This is a genomic window from Buttiauxella brennerae ATCC 51605, assembly GCF_001654925.1.
GTDB lineage: Bacteria > Pseudomonadota > Gammaproteobacteria > Enterobacterales > Enterobacteriaceae > Buttiauxella > Buttiauxella brennerae.
This window is the reverse complement of sequence record NZ_LXER01000040.1, coordinates 174927-192468: the sequence shown is the minus strand read 5'-3', so window position 1 is coordinate 192468 and position 17542 is coordinate 174927. Positions and strand designations below refer to the sequence as shown.

Sequence of the window (17542 nt, the reverse complement as noted above, 5' to 3'; positions counted from 1 at the left end):
CTAAAACTCGAACTGATAAAGCAGATCAAGTGCCTGATCAATACCAGACACCGCTTCCAGATACAGCTTAGGCATCAGGCGATAACGCAGTGTTAGTGTCGCCAATGAGTCAAAAATACCCACACCATATTTCACCTGGAGACCCGGCAGAACATAGCCACTAACCACCACTTGTGAGGAATCCCCCACCCCTGCGGTATCAAGCGCCAGATTGCTTACGCCAAACGTCTCGCCGATTTTACCCACAACCTGACCACTTTGTGCAACCCCCAGGCCAACAAGCATTGAAGTCATTGCGTTACTATCGTCGCCAGTATTGTCTAAACCCTGCCCGCGAAGCAGGTAGGACAAGGCTTCTTGCTGTGACATAGCCGGATCAGAAAATATTTCAGCTTTTGGTTCATCCGCCGATCCTGTGACGCGAACGCCAGCAATAACGTCGTTTTCTGTCGCTTCAGGGTTACGAATCGCTTCGATATTGAGCAAAGGTTGATCAGGTGGACCGGAGAACAACAGTATACCTTTTCGAACAATCAAGTCCTGCCCATATGCATGGAAGCGCCCTTCCGGGATGTTGATCTGCCCGTTAAGGCCAAGACCCTGACGATCCTGTACCATTTTCAGATCGCCGTTCAAACGCGCTTTCAGGCCAAACGCATCCAGACGCACATTGTTGCCAACGTGAATGACCAGGTTGCTGTTGATTGGGATCCCGGCAGTTTGCGGCTTGACCGGTTTCAGGTCTTTATCCAGCATCACTTCGTCGCTGGAAACACCCACTGAACTTTCCGGCACTTCATGCACCACAATACGCGCCCACGGAATATCGACGCTGCCATCAAGCGTAAATAGACTTGGCGTGGCGACAAACTCAACATCAGGCGACACATCAAGGCGCACCATCGGCGGCACGGTAATGCGCACTTTGCTGCCCTTCGCCGCCACGCGCGCGCGCCAGTTGTCGATTTGCGTCCAGTCCGCATCACCGCTCAGGGCAATATCGCCTTGTTTGGTGCGCACAGTCCCGGCAAGCGTTGAATTCATACCGTTGAAGTTCATTGCCAACTGGCTTGGCTGCATGTCGAACGGCATAAAGTTGCCGTCAACATCCACGCCGTTCAGCTGCAACTGGCCGAACAACTGTGGCCGTTCTGCATTTCCTGCCAGCCGCAGATTAGCGTTTAACTTCCCGGCGGCTTTTTCCCCGCGTGAGAAGATGGAGTTGGCGATCGCCAGATCAAAATTACGCATATTCACGTTGCCGCCAAGATTACGGCGGCCTTGTGGATCGGTAATTTGTACCTGGCCATCAAACTGCCCGTTGTTGGCAACACGAATCAACCAGCCAAGCTGCGCCTGGTTATTCTTAAGATCCGCATTGAGATTGAGCGTATCAAATGCCACCAGTAGCGGACTGTCGTTCACGACCTGAGTCACTTTGACACCGTTGCCTTGCAGCGTGACTGAACCCTGTGGCAAGCCACCCGATTCGCTGTCCCAGCTGACATCCGCACGGCCAGTGAATGTGCCCACGGCCTGGGTATCTTCCGGCATAAAGGGTTTCAGCATGGCGAGGTCAAAACGGTTCAGATTGACCAGTGCTCGGCCTTTTTTACCCGCATCAATCGGCTGCGGTACACAAAGCTCGGCATTAGGGTTCGTCCAGCAATGTGCGCCAATATTAATCTTCTGCTCTTTATTGCGGTAATCGAGCGCCAGGGCGCGGTTAAGCGACCACGGGCCAACCGGTGTTTCAAAGCGCGTATTGGTGAGATTGCCGCGCCAGCGCTCCTCCTCACGAGAGAAGCTACCGCTCAAATCAAGCTGCCCGGAAACCGGCTCACCCTGAATTCTCACTTGCAGCTGGTGCTGCTTTTCAGAACCTTTAGCCGCAAGCGTAAGAAGGTTGATATCCACGCCAGGCTGGGAAATTCGCTCGACGCGCAAATCCAGGTTGCCGGCAATCTGATCGGTAGATTTCACATCCCCTTTCAGCAAGACTCGCGCAACCGACAGCTCCTGCCAGCGAAGATTATTCGCGCTGAGATCCGCCAGCAGCTGGGGCGCTTTCACATCACCGCGTATTTTGATTGTCCCTTTCGCGGTGCCGCCCAGACCCGGCAAAGCGTTATCAAGGCCAGGCGCGTCAATCGTGGCATCAAGCTGCAGATCCTTTGGCCCTAATTCCCCTTTAACGTCAGCGCTGTTGCGCCCCAGTTCAAGATGTAGCCCCGGAATATTCCACTGCATATAACTGTTGCCTTTCAGCTTCCCGGCAACATTCACTTTGTTATTTTTGACATTACCCGTCAGTTTCAGCTCAGGCACATCAACCTGCCAGCTGCCGCCATACAAACTGCCGCTGGTTTTCACCAGGCCGTTGAGTTTGGCAGGCCAGTCCGGGAATTGCTTCGCCGTGTTGATGTCTTCGAGTTTCAGCTCGCCGCGCCAGCTGATGGCTTTGCTCCAGTCGAGCACCGCTTTCAGGTCGGTGTTGCCTTGCAATGCGGCGACACGCAGCTTATCGAGCTGAAGTTGCTGCTCGTTGCCTGTCGCGTCCAGTGTGATGGTCGCAGGCGGGATTTGCTCGCCTTTCACCGCGCTGCGCAATGACAGTTTGTAGTCGGTCATTTTGCCGCTGAATTTCAGCTTGAAATCATCGGCCTGAATCTCTTTTTTGCCGGTAAACGGCCAGTAAAGCTGCTTACTGACGACCTCCAGATTCAGCGGCAGGCCGGCTTGCGCCAGCTGAGTTTGCGCGGTGAGTTCCAGATCAACAGGGCCGGAGAGATTCATGCCGACTTTCAGCACATCCCGCAGTTCCCCGCCGATCTTCATCTTCACCTTTTCGCCTTTGATAGGGTCGATGTTCAGCGTGGTGTTTAAGGTTAAATCGACCGGCCATTTGTCGCGTAATTCAGCGCTGCCTGTGGCGTTGACCAGGCCTTGGGAGGAATCAACATCCAGTGCATCAAGCTTAAGAGATCCATCAATACTGCTGACTTTCAGCAACAGGCTGCTGACCAGTAAATCGGTGTCGCCTGTTAGTCGCAGGTTCGCCCCACGGAACTCCTGAATATTCAGGTTCAGCGGCAAATGCACATCCGTCATTTCCGGCAGAACAGGCTTTTCAAACAGCTGCTTGAGCGTTTCGCCCAGCGGTAACTCTTCCGGCTGCGGGTTCTGGATCTTCGGTTCAACCACCTGTTCCTGTGCAACTTTGGCCACTTTCGGCAACGCAATCAGCAAACCTTCGAGGTTAGTTGGCGTAACGGTCACGTTGCGTTCTTGCCAGTTCAGGCCGGAGGTAAACTCCATCACCGAAACCGTGGTGTTATCAATCTTAATATTGACGTTATTAAGCGCCACACGACTCAGGGTAATCGGATACGGCGTGGTGAGATTGAGCGGGCCGGTGTCTTCTTCCTGAACCGGTGCGGCCGGAGGCATTTTTTTGCTGTCGATAACAACATCAATGTCTTTGAGCGACAGGTTATTCACGCACAAACTGCTGTCGCGCAGGCAACCCAGTTTCACCGCCAGATTAATTTCACCCGCGTTCACGTCAACGCCAGGCTGTTGGTAGCGCAGACCTTTGATGGTCAGATTACGCCAGCCACCGGTTACGCTTGCGATATCCAGCCCCGGCACCCAGCGATTAGCGGCGTTAAATAACACATGCAGCCCGGTGGTTGTCCCCACCAGGAAACCGACAGCGCCAATCAGCAGCACCACAAAAACCAACACCGCGAGGCTTATTTTCTTCCAACGACTCATAGTTCAGGCCCCAGACCGATGTAAAACTGCAATCCATGCTCATCTTTATCCGCCACCGGGACAGCTAAATCGAGTTTGATTGGCCCAACCGGTGACTGCCAGCGCACGCCAAAGCCCGCACCCGTTTTATAATTGCTCTGTTTGATATCGTTAACCGCTTCGCCGGAATCGACGAACACTGCCCCCCACCATTTCCCGGTGACGTTGTATTGATACTCCAGCGATCCGGTAATCATTTTTGATGCACCGGTCAGTTCGCCTTTGTCGTTTTCAGGGGAGATGGATTTGTAGGAATAGCCGCGAATACTGCGGTCACCACCAGCAAAGAAGCGCAAGTCTGGCGGCACTTTGTCGAAGTTATTGGTTTCAATCCAGCCCACATTGCCACGCACCACAAAACGGTGTTTTTCCTGCAATGTGCGGATCCAGACTTGCTGAGCCTGGAATACCCCGAAGTCGACGTCCGAGCCCCACGAGGTATCGGAAATATCAATAGAGTAGCGTTGGGAGTCGCCCCAGGTTGGCATTAAACCGCCACGCGAACGGGTACGGTTAAGGCTCACGCCAGGGTAAAGCAGCATCGTGGTGTTGGTGACGTCTGCCTGGGTAAAGTGGTCGAGGCTCCAGCGCAGGTTAATCGCGTGCTGCCAGCCGCTGGATAAATCCCAGTAGCGTGAAACCGCGAGGGTGCTGGAGTCGGACTTGGTATCGTTCAGGTCAGTCGCTTTAAAACCGCCCTGCACCAGATAATATTGCTCCAGCGGGTTTTTAAGCAGCGGCATTTTGTAGCTAAAATCAACGATCTGTTCTGGCGCTGAAAGACTGACACTGCTGGTCAGGCTGTGGCCGTAGGAGTTCATCCACGGTTTTTTCCACGTCGCTTTTACGCGCGGCCCTACGTCGGTTGAGTACCCGACACCCGTTTCGATGGTGTTTTCGGTACGCGGCGAAACCACGCCATGCAGGGGCAAGACTTTCGTTTTGCGGGCTTTGTCGAATTCAGGCGCTACAACCACGGAGTTAAACCAGCCCGTCGCGGATAAACGGCGGTTTAATTCACCCAGATCGCTCGACTGGTAATAATCGCCCTGTTTAAAAGGCACAAGATTTTGTAGATATTCTTCACGAATTTGCGAGCCTTCGAAGGTCACAGCGCCAAAGCGATAACGCTCACCGCTGTTGTAATCGATATCCCAGAATGCCTGACGGCGCTCAAGCGAAACACCGAGCTGGCTTTTGGTAAATTCGCTGTCGAAATAGCCCTTGCGCAGCGCAATGCTGGAGAGATCTTTTTTGAAACTGTCGTAATCGTGATGATTAAGAACGGTGCCGATCTTCGGGCGTTCGCCCAGTAATGCGAGGTAATCTTTATCGTCACGCGCGCCGCCGCGCAGGATCACATCAGTGCCGCCAATCAGCACCGGCGGGCCGGGATCGACCTTCGCAATCAAAACCTGGCGACCTTTGGCTGGTGGTGGCCGTAAGTCGAAATCAATCGTTGGTTCGTAATAACCCAGTGCTTTCAATCCATTACGGATAGCGTCATCCACACGCGCACGGAAACGCCTGTCAGGCGTAACTTCATCACTCTGGATAGTTGAAAGCTGAGCGCGAACGTTTTTTTGCAGTTCACCGCTGAGCCCTTCTACCTGTAAACGCACGTTGGCAGCGCTGGCCCACGTGCTTACCAGGCATAGGCAAGCCGAGCAAATAATACGGAATCGTGGCACGTTTTCTCCTGAATATCCTTGTTTCCACCCCTGGAAGGAAACGCCTTTACTGCTGTTTTCACAAAAATCTTTTAACAAAACCCCAACAACCGGGGTTGAAAACTGCACAATAACCCAAATATTTCTTATATGTACTGTAGTCTCATACAGAGGAGTTATTGTCTGCAATAACACGCCTCGTTACAACCGCACGGCGGTTGTTGTTAAATTTAGCCAACATCGGGAGAGCATGACTGATGAAATTATTTGAGAAAACCCATCCCGTGACACAGTCTGAAGCGCTGCCCGGTCGCAATACCCCGATGCCTGTCGCCACTTTGCATGCGGTTAACGAGCATTCCATGACAAATGTACCAGAAGGAATGGAAATCGCTTATTTTGCGATGGGTTGTTTCTGGGGTGTTGAAAGGATGTTCTGGCAAATTCCGGGGGTTTACAGCACCGCCGCAGGTTACGCCGGGGGCTTTTCGCCTAACCCAACCTACCGTGAAGTGTGCAGCGGAATGACCGGGCATACTGAAGCGGTACGCGTGGTTTACGACCCGCAAGTGGTGAGTTACGAACAATTACTGCAAGTGTTCTGGGAAAACCACGATCCGGCCCAGGGCATGCGCCAGGGCGGCGATGTCGGCACGCAATATCGCTCCGCGATTTACCCACTGACGCCTGAGCAAGACACATCAGCACGAGCGAGCTTACAACGTTTCCAGGACGCTATGGCACTCGCCGGGGATAACCGCCAGGTCACCACCGAAATCGCCAACGCCGGGCCGTTCTATTATGCCGAAGATGACCACCAGCAATACCTGCATAAAAACCCGTATGGGTACTGCGGCATTGGTGGAATTGGTGTGTGTCTGCCACCACAAGGCTAATTAAACCTTATCAAGCGGATGACATCCTCGGTTATCCGCTCATTTCCCGCTTAACCTCAAAAACCCAAAATAGCTGGGTTTTGTACAAACGGTTACCCGCGCTCCGTTTACGGATAAATCGCCGCTGTGATATGTTATATGGTAACAATCAAACCCAATGACGCAGACTTCGTGCGCCTGAAAATAATGACTCCATGCAGCCCTCCCAATTTTCTGAACCATCGGAACCTTCACCGTTAGCATCTCAGGCGCGTTACTCTTTGGCGCAGGCCCAGGCAATGCTTACCGCACGATTAGTTTTCGGCTTAAGCGCACCGATTTTCCTGATGATGGTTGTGGCGCTGATTACCAATATTTTTGAGTCATCATCGCGCTGGACGCCTTTATTAAGCAGCAATGCCGCAGTCCTGGTTTTACTGGCTGTCTCTCTCTATAACGCGCAGCGGATTTGCCAGTGGCGTGCCGGGAAATTCTCGCCACCGCCCCTGGCTGAAACCGCCCCGGCAGAAGCTGAACCACCGCCAACTGTTTATCAGCGCCTGGCAGCACTCATTCCCATCAACGTTAACCGCATCAATGCATTGCTTAAAAGCGACGGGGTCTGGCTGGCGTCGATGGCAGCCTTTGTGCTGTTTGTCACCTTTGCAGGCTGGGGTTCAAATTACATCCCGCTGGATGAAGACAACCTGCGCTGGGTGGCGGTTGGCGTGATTGCAACGGCGATGTTTGCCACGCTGGTGGCCGAACGCCATCTCGCCGCGATCGCTAGCGAAGCCTGGCCGGAAGCCAAATTTATTGCGCCGCTACTGCGCCTGACTCTCGCGGTGCAATTCCTCAGCTTGCCGCCACTGCTTTTCACTGCGACGAATTTCTCGCTGCTGGTTAACCTGCCGGCGGTTCTGGTGATTCTGGTCGCCATTGAGTTCCTGTTCCGTGGCCTGTTCTCCCTGTTCACGCCGCCTGGTGATGAAGACTGCGAACCTGCATTCCTCGCCAAAAGCCAACTGGCAGCGCAACTCGTCTGGCCTCCGCGCCCTCTGCTGTTCTTGCAGCATGAATTACACCACCACTTTGGCATTGATTTGCGCCAGCTTTGGGCATTCACCGTGCTGCGTCGTGCATTTTTACCGGTGCTGGCGGTGATGCTGGTTTGCGGCTGGTTATTGACAGGCATGCAGCAGATTTCTACGACCCAACGTGGCATTTATGAGCGTTTTGGCAAACCGGTCGCCGTGTTGCCATCGGGCCTGCATTACGGGCTGCCGTGGCCTTTCGGACAGGTGATACTGACTGAAAACGGCCAGGTGTATGAACTGGCGGCAGGCGAAGAATCCGGTGCCGCCTCCGAGCCTGCGGCAAGCGCCGAAGGCAATGCGCCGCCGAGTGCCGACCGCCTGTGGGATGTCCTGCATAGCTTTGATAAGGCGCAGATAATCGCCAGCCAAAGTGGCAGCCAGCAAAGCCTGCAAATCATTAATAGCGATGTGCGTTTTATGTGGCGCATTGGCCTAACCGATGACGCAGCGCTCGCAGCCACCTATCACAGCATTAATCTGGCGGAGCTGATTCGCAGCGCCGCAAATCAGGTGTTGGTGCATCAGTTTTCTTCGCTGACGCTCGAGCAGCTACTTGGCGAACAGCGCAATGAATTAGCGTTGCAGATTAACCAGGCTGTGCAGCAAAAACTGGATTCTTTGCACAGCGGCGTGGAGCTGCTTTCAACCGTGGTGGAGGCCATCCACCCTCCGGCAGGTGCCGCGGATGCTTTCCACGGCGTGCAGGCGGCACAAATTTCCGCTCAGGCGCTGGTTTCACGCGAGCGTGGTTATGCGTCAGAACTGGCGGCAAAAGCACAAACCACCGCAACGGCTCGCCAGAACCAGGCACAGATGAATGCCAGCGATGTGACCAGCAAAGCACAGGCCACAGCGGTGCGTTTTGCCGCGCAGAAACAAGCAGTGGCGCAATCGGGCCAGGTCTTTGTGGATGAATTATGGTTTAGCCAGTTGCGCCAGACACTGGGCCATAGCCCGTTGTTGATTATCGACCACCGCATTGGCGCGGGTTCGCCACCGACTATCGACCTGCGCGAGTTTCCCTCATTGAACGAAGCAGCACGGCGCAATGCGCCTTCCAAACCGACACAGGAGTCTTCCCGTTGAGCCATTCACATCACCACGGTTGCAGCAGCGGTTGCCATCACAACCACCATACTGCCTCTGAAGCGCCGAAGTCGGGAGGCTGGAAGCGCATTGCGGGTGCCGGTTTTTTGGTGCTGATTCTGGCCGCCGCGGCAAGTCTTGTGCAGGTGCGTTCTGGCGAATCGCTGATCATTACCCGTTTCGGTAACCCAGTTCGTGTGCTGCTTAACCCAGGACTTGCGTGGCGTTTACCCGCACCGTTTGAAATGTCGACCGCCGTGGATTTGCGTCTGCGCACCACATCAAGCGGGCTACAGGACGTTGGCACACGTGACGGACTGCGAATTATCGTGCAGTCATTTGCCGTCTGGCAGGTGGATAACACGCCAGAACATGTGCAGCGCTTTATGCGAGCGGTGCAAAATCAGCCTGACGAAGCCGCACGGCAAATCCGCGCTTATCTGGGGTCGGCGCTGGAAACCACCGCCAGCGGTTTTACCCTTTCGCAACTGGTGAATACCGACAGCAAACAAGTGCAGTTAAACCAGTTTGAATCGCATTTGCAGGCGCAAATCAGCCAGCCATTATTGGAAAGCTACGGCATTCGCTTGGTGCAGGTTGGAACCGAACGCCTGACCCTGCCTGCGGTAACGCTTAACGCCACAGTCGATCGGATGCGCGCCGAGCGCGAAACCATTGCGACTGAACGCACCGCAGAAGGTAAACGTGCCGCCGCTGAAATACGTTCGGCAGCCGAGCGTGACGCCCGCATTGTTGAAGCACAGGCGCAGGTTCAGGCGGCAGATATCGAAGCTCAGTCTCAGGCACAGGCGGCAGAAATTTATGGCAAGGCTTACGCCAGCTCGCCTCAGTTGTATAGCCTGCTGCGCCAGCTTGATGCACTCAGTGGCGTAGTCAACTCCAGCACGCGCCTGGTGTTACGCACCGATGCCGCGCCGTTCCGCCTGCTGGTTGAAGGGCCAAAACTGGATAAAACCCATGAGTGAGCATCAGACAAAAAAGTCTGCTGGTCCGTGGACACAGTCGATACGCCTCGCATTTTATGCACTTTACGGGCTGACACTGCTGGCGGCAGCGGCCTGGCTGTTCTCTAACATCCGCCAGATCCCCGCTGACAGCCGCGCCGTCGTGTTGCATTTCGGCGCACAACAGCGCGTGGCAGAGTCTGGGTTGTTAGTGACCTGGCCGAAGCCGATTAATGATGTGGTGATGGTGCCTGCGCCAGACCGGGTTATCGAACACCACGTAACGGCATTGCTACGATCGTTTGATGCACGGCATGCCGATGCGCGTGGCGATGCCAGCAGCGATGCGCTGGCGGGTTCCGGGTATCTGCTCACTGGCGATGCCGGTGTGGTGCAACTGGATATCAGCGTGTTTTACCGTGTCGATTCACCCATGGATTATGTGTTGCAGGGCGAGCACGTGATCCCGGCCCTCGACCGGCTGGTTGAACGCTCGGCAATAGCGGTTTGTGCCTCGCGCGATCTCGACACCATTCTGGTTGCTCGCCCGGAGATGATGAGTGGTGATTTAAATGTCGCACAGCAGCGCGAGCGGTTACGGGCAGATGTTCAGCACAATGTTGAACAGAATCTGCAACGCCTTGCGCAATCAGGCAGCTCGCTGGGCATTTCTCTTGAACGCGTTACCGTGCAGTCCACCTTGCCGGATACCACCGTTACCGCATTCAATGCGGTTTTAACCGCCAGCCAGCAAGCGTCACAGGCGATTGCGACCGCCAATACCGATGCCTCTTTAATTCGCCAGAAATCCACTCAGCTTGCTGACCAGATACGCCAGACCGCTCAGGCTCAGGCGCGTGAAAGAGTGGCAAAAGCACAGTCTGATACCGCGATGGTGAACCGCCTCGCGAATAGCCCACATGACCCTGACCTGTTGGCGCGCGTTTATCGCGAACGTATTGCGGCGATTCTGGCGCAAGCCGAATCCGTTATCACCGTTTCACCCAAGGATGATGCGAATTTGATCCTGCAGGCGGCCGGGCAAAAGGAACCTTCGAAACCATGACCACCCACTCTGTTAATCCCGGCGACGCACTGAGCCACCAGGAGCAACGCCAGATTGCCCGCCAATTGATCCTGGCGCTGGTTGCCAGCGGCACGTTAATTCTTGGTTTGCTGTGGCGCTGGCTGGCACCCGAACAAGTCGCGGTGGCCGATATTTTACTGGGTGCTGCGTCGCTGATAGTCGGCATTCCGGTCTTGCGCCACGCCTTTTACAGCCTGCGCTATCCGAGCCTGCACGGCATTACCGATCAACTGGTTGCACTGGCGCTAATTGGCTCATGGGCGACCGGGGATTTGCTGACTGCCGCTTTGCTGCCGCTTATCATGATTGTCGGCCATATCCTTGAAGAGCGCAGCGTGATCGGCTCTCAAGAGGCGATTGAAGCGCTCGGCAAATTGACCCGCAGCCGGGCACGACGCTTTGACGCAGAAGGTAATCTGCATGACATCGACAACCACGAACTTGTGGCTGGTGACATCGTAGAAGTGCGGGCAGGTGACCGATTGCCCGCCGATGGCCGCGTGCTGGAAGGCCAGGCGAGTCTCGATACCGCGCCGATCACCGGAGAATCGGTGCCGCTGGAAGTAAAACCCGGCATGAATGTTTATGGCGGCGCGATAAATCTCGACGGGCGGTTGCGTATTGAAGTCACGCGCACCGGGGAAACATCGACGCTTGGGCGGGTTATTGCGCTGATGCAAAGCGCCGAACAGGCCAGCCCGCCGATTACCCGAATGCTGGAACGCCACGCGGCGCGTTATCTGCTGCTGGTTTTGCTGATTGCTGCCAGCACCTGGTTTTTGACGCAGAACAACCAGGCGATGTTAGCGGTGCTGGTTGCCGCCTGCCCGTGTGCGCTGGTGCTTTCCGCGCCTGCAACTTCGATTGCCGGGCTGACCGTTGCTGCTCGCCACGGCATTCTGATTCGCGGTGCGGCTTTCCTCGAAGAATTAGCCGAACTGAACGCCGTGATTATCGATAAAACCGGCACGCTGACGCACGGCAAACTCCAGCTCCACGAACTGCGCCCGGAAGCAGGCGAATCGCCGGAAACGCTGTCAGCACTGGCGGCAAGCCTTGGCGCGACCAGCAACCACCCGGTCAGCCGTGCGCTGGTGAACATCGCCCCGCAAAACGCATGGCCTGCGCTTGAAAATGTATATGAACATCAAGGGTTAGGGGTTTCAGCAACCACCGCTGAGGGCGAAGCATTTCTTGGCAGGCATGAGCTTCTCAACACTCAGGTGGCAGATTTACCCGCAGAACCGCCACACGACGGGCCGATTGTCGGCCTGGTACTGGCAGGGCGTTTCCGTGGCTGGATTTTACTGGCCGACAGCCTGCGTGACGAAGCAGCCAGCGCAATGGCAGAACTGCGCGATCTGGGGCTGAATCAGCAACTATTACTGACCGGCGATCGCCAGACTGTGGCAGAACGCATCGCGAAAAACGTGGGTATCAACGATGTTATCGCCGGTGCATTGCCCGCCGATAAACTGCATCAGGTCAGCGTGCAAATCGACAACGGCTTCCGGCCAATGGTGGTCGGCGATGGCATCAACGATTCACTGGCGCTTAAAGCGGGCGTCGTCGGCGTCGCGATGGGCGCAGGCGGTTCGGATATCGCCATGGCATCAGCCGATATCGTGTTGATTGGCGGTGACTTGCGCCGCCTCGGCACCTGCGTGCGTTTAAGCCGCCTCTGCCGCCGCACGCTGCAAGTGAATGTGCTGATTGGCCTGGGCTGGACGCTGGTGATTGTCGCCGCCGCCGCATTTGGCTGGCTGGGTGCATCAGGTGCGGTGATTGCCGCAATTCTGCATAACCTGAGCACGCTGCTGGTGCTGGGGAATGCGGGAAGGATATTAAGGTTTGAAGAAAAGTTGAGCGGGTGATGGAAATAATCGCTGGCAAAATTTATACTATTTGTAAGAACAAGTCTTACATGGAGAGATTTTGATGGCACGAACAGTAACGGTCGATCTCGGTGACGAACTGCGTGACTTTATTGATTCATTAGTCGATTCAGGAGATTACCGAACACAAAGTGAAGTGTTGCGAGATGCTTTACGGCTACTGAGGGAAAAACAGGCAGAATCCAAATTACAGCAGTTACGCGACCTGCTGGCTGAAGGCATCAGCAGCGGAGTCCCACAAATCTGGGAACAAGATACTTTTCTAAAACGGATGAAAGAAAAGGCGAAATCAAAGGATGCGAACAGTTGAACTGACACCGAAAGCGCAAGAGGATCTTGAATCTATCTGGTTATATAGCTTTGAACGCTACGGAGAAGCGAAAGCTGATTATTACATCACGCGGTTTTCAGATATTTTCAGTGTTATTTCAGCGCACAACGTGGGCACATTACGGCCCGAATTAGGTGACGGTATCTGTTCGCTGCCAGTTGAGCAGCACGTCATTTTCTTTCTCTACGCCCAGACCAGTATTACGGTCATTCGTATACTCAGCCATGCGCAGGATGTAGCTCGCCATTTTTCCTGGAATTAGCTATTAGCAGCCCTCAGCCCGCTAAAAAACAAAACGCCTGATAGGTTTATCGGGCGTTTATGCTTGAAAAGTGCCAACTCATCTTAGGAATGGCCGAAAGGGAAAAGACGAACACCCGCGGCTCGTGACACAGCAACGAGTGTAGATATTGTCGGATTTCCTGTCGGGGACAGTGAACGATATAAATTTACACGGGAAAGCCCAGATTTAGCGGCTATTTCACCTATACCACCCCGAGCTTCAACAATACGTCGCAAAGCAACGAGGAAAGCCGCCACACCACCCTCCTCGTTTATTTCTTCCAGTGCAGTTTGTAAGTAAATTTCCGCATAGTCAGGATTTTCACGGATGATGTCGATAACGGCACTGTCATGGTCAGCTGCCTTTATAACAGCCCCTTTGTTGGTTTTAGTCGTCATACAGCTACCTCGTTTTATAATCCTGTAAATATTTTACTGCTAAATTGAGATCTGTTTTTTGGGTGCTCTTATCGCCCCCCACTAACAAAAGAATGATTTCATTCTTTTCGAGAGCGTAATACACACGATAGCCTGGCCCGTAATCAACCCGGAGTTCCCACACACCATCCCGTTCAAACTTATGGTCGCCAAAATTTCCTGCACTTGCGCGGTCTAAACGAGCATCAATCCTTGCGACAGCACGTAAGTCATTTTTGATGAGCTTATTGATCCAGTCGGTGTAAGGAACGTGACCCGTTTTATCGACGTATCGCTTCGTTGTGTAAGCCATTCATTCAATCCTTTGAATTTCTTAACTGTAGAAAGTGTACCTTATAAGATACAAAAGGCAAATTGATGGAATAAACTCAATAACCCTATAAAACAGCCAAAATTTTGACCTCTGGCAGCCTCACACACCCTTACGCTATACTACCCGTTGAAATTGCTGGCCCAACCTCCACGGACTGGCAGTCAAAATGTACTAACCCTTAGATTTTCAACTTTCCTTCCGAGGCTCTGGCTCTAAGCCGGATAAACTATGTTAAACAGTATTTTATTAATACTTCTTCTTATCTCTGTCAGTGCGTTTTTCTCGATTTCGGAGATCTCACTGGCGGCTTCCCGTAAAATTAAACTCAAGCTTCTGGCTGATGATGGCAACCTTAACGCGCAACGCGTACTGAAGATGCAGGAAAGCCCTGGCATGTTCTTTACGGTAGTGCAGATTGGCCTGAACGCTGTGGCAATTCTCGGCGGTATCGTCGGTGATGCGGCGTTTTCTCCGGCCTTTAAAGTGCTACTGGAACGTTTCTTCTCGCCAGAGATGGCTGACCAGCTGAGCTTTATCACCTCCTTTACGCTCGTCACCAGCCTGTTCATTCTGTTTGCAGACCTCACTCCGAAACGCATCGGTATGATTTCGCCTGAATCAGTTGCTTTGCGAATCATCAACCCGATGCGCTTCTGTCTGTTTATCTTCCGCCCGCTGGTGTGGTTCTTTAACGGCCTGGCAAACGTCATTTTCCGCATCTTCAAACTGCCGATGGTACGTAATGACGACATCACTTCTGATGATGTTTATGCGGTGTTCGAAGCCGGTGCGTTGGCTGGCGTGTTGCGTAAGCAAGAACATGAGCTGATTGAGAACGTATTTGAGCTCGAATCGCGCACCGTGCCGTCTTCCATGACGTCGCGTGAAAACGTCATCTGGTTTGATTTGCATGAAGATGAGCAAAGCCTGAAGAACAAAATCGCCGAACACCCGCACTCCAAATTCCTGGTGTGTAATGGTGATATCGACCATATCGTCGGCTACGTTGATTCCAAAGAGTTGCTGAACCGTGTGCTGGGCAACCAGAGCATGGCGCTCAACAGCGGTGTGCATCTGCGTAATACGCTGATTGTGCCGGATACGCTGACGCTATCCGAAGCGCTGGAAAGCTTTAAAACTGCCGGTGAAGACTTCGCGGTTATCATGAACGAATATGCATTGGTGGTAGGCATCATCACGCTTAATGATGTGATGACCACGCTGATGGGTGACCTGGTCGGCCAGGGTATGGAAGAGCAAATCGTCGCGCGTGACGAGAACTCATGGCTGGTTGAAGGCGGTACACCGATTGACGATGTCATGCGCGTGCTGGATATCGACGAGTTCCCGCAGTCCGGAAACTACGAAACCATCGGCGGGTTTATGATGTTTATGCTGCGAAAAATCCCGAAACGCACCGATTCGGTGAAGTTCTCCGGGTATAAGTTCGAGGTGGTGGATATTGATAACTACCGCATCGACCAGTTGCTGGTGACGCGTATCGACAATAAGCCGACGCCGTTGACGCCAAAGCATCCTGATTCAGAAGAGCAGGACGCCGCGTAATTATCAAAACTCAGAAACACTAACGGCACCCTCGGGTGCCGTTTTTGGTACTTCTATTGAATATCCTAAATAATTCGAGTTGCAGAAAGGTGGCGAAGCCCACGAATTTCCAGCAGCATAATCCTTTATGTGACTGGAGTGAGGGGGCGAGCCAACGCATCTGCGGCTTGAAGTATGACGGATATTTATGCCATGTCAGCCTGCATTCGCAGTACCTGGCGGTTTACTTCAGACATAACCGAATAATGCTGCTTATCTTTCACTTTTGGGATAAGAATCTTGCCCTTATCAAATTCAAAAGCGCCAACGTCCTTGATGTACAACCGTCCACGGAACAGGATTTTCACGTACTTCGCCACCTGAAGCGGGTTGTACCGTTGGAAAATTTTCATTCTTTTTTTCTCCTGCAGTGTTAACACCCCTGCGGTTCCACATTTGGTCCGACAAAACGAGGCGAAAAATTTGGTGCCTGGAAACTATAGTCCATATACAAACCGACACCTAGTTTGCACAATCTTATTTACCGTATGATTACAATTTCTCAGAATATTCTTTTCAATTGTAAACAAAACTCAGTTTAAGCCTTCAAAAAACAGGGATATGTGCGGTCACCCGCAATCTGGCATTGTTGTTGCGGGACAGATGCCTATTCAGCACATATGCTTAAAACGTCACGACGAAGTGGTCGGAGCACCTGCAAACTTTTCACAAATAATAAGATAGGAGTTCTCATGTCCCTACGCAAAAACCTTGCGCTTGCCTTACTGCTGCTACCGCTAGCGGCATCTGCTCATAACTTTGAGAAGAATCAGCGAGTCTCACCTATCGGTATTACGGATAAAGGTGAACTGATGCTCGACAATGATAAGTTTAGCTACAAAAACTGGAATAGTGCGCAGTTGGTGGGAAAAGTGCGAGTGCTCCAGCATATTGCCGGCCGTACCAGCGCCAAAGAGAAAAATGCCGGGCTGATTGAGGCAATCAAAGCGGCAAAATTCCCGCATGACCGCTACCAGACAACCACTATCGTGAATACCGATGACGCGATTGTGGGCACCGGAATGTTTGTGCGCAGCAGCCTTGAGAGCAATAAAACCCAATACCCATGGTCGCAATTTATCGTCGATAGCAATGGCGTGGCGCAGAAATCATGGCAGCTGGAGACGGGCAGTTCGGCAATTGTGGTGCTGGATAATCAAGGTCGCGTGCAGTTTGCCAAAGATGGGCCGTTGACGCAGGAAGAGGTGCAGCAGGTGATCAGCCTGCTGCGAGAACTGTTGAGTAAATAGTTGCTTAGTAAATAGAAACCCGGAAGCCTGGGTTTAAGAATGACTCGCGCGGGGTATAGTCGAGAGACTTGCCTTGCCAGTCATGAACGTGAGCACCTGCCGCTGTTGCCACGGCGTGGCCTGCTGCGGTATCCCAGATATTGGTTGGCCCAAAACGCGGATAAAGCTGCGCCTGCCCTTCTGCCACCAGGCAAAACTTAAGCGATGAGCCAATGGATGTGGTCTGGTGTTCGCCCAGTTGGTGCAGGTACTCTTTCAGCTCATCATCGCCATGCGAGCGGCTTATTACCACCAGCGGCGGACGGGCATCACGTACGTGGATCTGGTTACGTACGCCGCCGTTTTCTTCTTTCCAGGCTTTGCCTTCTGCTGCGCTATACATCACGTTCAGCACTGGCGCATACACTACGCCCAGTACCGCTTTGCCTTTTTCGATAAGCGCGATGTTAACTGTGAATTCCCCGTTACGTTTGAGGAACTCTTTAGTGCCATCCAGCGGGTCCACCAGCCAGTAACGATCCCAGCTCTGGCGCGTTTCCCAGGTCTGCGGATCTTCTTCTGAGAGCACCGGAATCTCCGGCGTCAATGTTTGTAGCCCTTGCAGGATGATGGTGTGAGCCGCGATGTCTGCTGCTGTTACGGGTGAGTCATCGGATTTTTGAGTCGCCTCCAGCGGCTTTTGCCCTTCATACACCTGCATGATCGCAGCTCCAGCCTCCCGAGCCAGTTGGCAAATTTTATCTAGCATTCTCCACCTCATGTTGTGTCGTGCGATTAACCTGTTGTTTTACTTATATCTCATCACGCCTGGTTGCGCTATCTGTGAACCCAT

Annotated in this window: 15 protein-coding genes; 9 read left to right on the top strand and 6 right to left on the bottom strand. The window is 53.3% G+C overall.

From position 1 onward, the window contains the following. Together tamB and tamA are read right to left on the bottom strand one after the other, a co-directional pair. Complete coding sequence (gene tamB, locus M975_RS21315) at positions 1 to 3777, bottom strand: autotransporter assembly complex protein TamB (RefSeq protein WP_064561861.1); 3777 nt, start codon at positions 3775 to 3777, stop codon at positions 1 to 3. After that, on the bottom strand, positions 3774 to 5507 hold the full coding sequence (tamA, locus tag M975_RS21310; protein WP_064561860.1) for an autotransporter assembly complex protein TamA: 1734 nt from the start codon (positions 5505 to 5507) through the stop codon (positions 3774 to 3776). The genes tamB and tamA overlap by 4 nt, the downstream gene beginning before the upstream one ends. 236 nt (positions 5508 to 5743) lie before the next feature. Between tamA and msrA the strand changes: the two genes are divergently transcribed. The 7 genes from msrA (at position 5744) to M975_RS21275 (ending at position 13084) form a co-directional block, all read left to right on the top strand. Continuing rightward, positions 5744 to 6382: a peptide-methionine (S)-S-oxide reductase MsrA gene (gene msrA, locus M975_RS21305; RefSeq protein WP_064561859.1), complete on the top strand. Its 639-nt coding sequence runs from the start codon at positions 5744 to 5746 to the stop codon at positions 6380 to 6382. 278 nt (positions 6383 to 6660) lie between these two features. Further along, a complete protein-coding gene (hflK, locus tag M975_RS21300; protein ID WP_245164512.1) occupies positions 6661 to 8544 on the top strand; it encodes a protease modulator HflK in 1884 nt (627 codons plus the stop codon). Further along, complete coding sequence (gene hflC, locus M975_RS21295) at positions 8541 to 9530, top strand: protease modulator HflC (RefSeq protein WP_064561857.1); 990 nt, start codon at positions 8541 to 8543, stop codon at positions 9528 to 9530. Before hflK ends, hflC begins: the two co-directional genes overlap by 4 nt. Then, positions 9523 to 10575: an SPFH domain-containing protein gene (locus tag M975_RS21290; RefSeq protein ID WP_064561856.1), complete on the top strand. Its 1053-nt coding sequence runs from the start codon at positions 9523 to 9525 to the stop codon at positions 10573 to 10575. The genes hflC and M975_RS21290 overlap by 8 nt, the downstream gene beginning before the upstream one ends. Then, positions 10572 to 12470, top strand: coding sequence for a heavy metal translocating P-type ATPase (locus tag M975_RS21285; RefSeq protein ID WP_064561855.1), 1899 nt, complete (start codon positions 10572 to 10574; stop codon positions 12468 to 12470). The genes M975_RS21290 and M975_RS21285 overlap by 4 nt, the downstream gene beginning before the upstream one ends. 64 nt (positions 12471 to 12534) lie before the next feature. Beyond that, positions 12535 to 12801, top strand: coding sequence for a type II toxin-antitoxin system ParD family antitoxin (locus M975_RS21280; RefSeq protein WP_064561854.1), 267 nt, complete (start codon positions 12535 to 12537; stop codon positions 12799 to 12801). Further along, a complete protein-coding gene (locus M975_RS21275; protein ID WP_064561853.1) occupies positions 12788 to 13084 on the top strand; it encodes a type II toxin-antitoxin system RelE/ParE family toxin in 297 nt (98 codons plus the stop codon). Before M975_RS21280 ends, M975_RS21275 begins: the two co-directional genes overlap by 14 nt. Positions 13085 to 13167: 83 nt before the next feature. Here M975_RS21275 and M975_RS21270 read toward each other — a convergent pair whose 3' ends face one another. Both M975_RS21270 and M975_RS21265 read right to left on the bottom strand, forming a co-directional pair. Next, a complete protein-coding gene (locus tag M975_RS21270; protein ID WP_064561852.1) occupies positions 13168 to 13503 on the bottom strand; it encodes a helix-turn-helix domain-containing transcriptional regulator in 336 nt (111 codons plus the stop codon). 4 nt (positions 13504 to 13507) lie between these two features. Then, positions 13508 to 13834 carry a type II toxin-antitoxin system RelE/ParE family toxin gene (locus M975_RS21265; protein WP_064561851.1) on the bottom strand — a complete coding sequence of 109 codons (327 nt, stop codon included), beginning with the start codon at positions 13832 to 13834 and terminating at the stop codon, positions 13508 to 13510. A gap of 249 nt (positions 13835 to 14083) precedes the next feature. Between M975_RS21265 and paeA the strand changes: the two genes are divergently transcribed. Beyond that, positions 14084 to 15421: a polyamine export protein PaeA gene (gene paeA / locus M975_RS21260; protein WP_064561850.1), complete on the top strand. Its 1338-nt coding sequence runs from the start codon at positions 14084 to 14086 to the stop codon at positions 15419 to 15421. A gap of 185 nt (positions 15422 to 15606) precedes the next feature. Here the strand turns inward: paeA and M975_RS21255 are convergent, their stop codons facing one another. After that, complete coding sequence (locus tag M975_RS21255; protein WP_064561849.1) at positions 15607 to 15813, bottom strand: DUF1107 domain-containing protein; 207 nt, start codon at positions 15811 to 15813, stop codon at positions 15607 to 15609. Positions 15814 to 16152: 339 nt separating this feature from the next. On the opposite strand from M975_RS21255, the gene M975_RS21250 reads away from it, so the two are divergent. Continuing rightward, a complete protein-coding gene (locus M975_RS21250; RefSeq protein WP_064561848.1) occupies positions 16153 to 16710 on the top strand; it encodes a YtfJ family protein in 558 nt (185 codons plus the stop codon). 4 nt (positions 16711 to 16714) lie between these two features. Here the strand turns inward: M975_RS21250 and cysQ are convergent, their stop codons facing one another. Continuing rightward, positions 16715 to 17458 carry a 3'(2'),5'-bisphosphate nucleotidase CysQ gene (gene cysQ / locus M975_RS21245; RefSeq protein ID WP_064561847.1) on the bottom strand — a complete coding sequence of 248 codons (744 nt, stop codon included), beginning with the start codon at positions 17456 to 17458 and terminating at the stop codon, positions 16715 to 16717. Positions 17459 to 17542 lie beyond the last annotated feature (84 nt).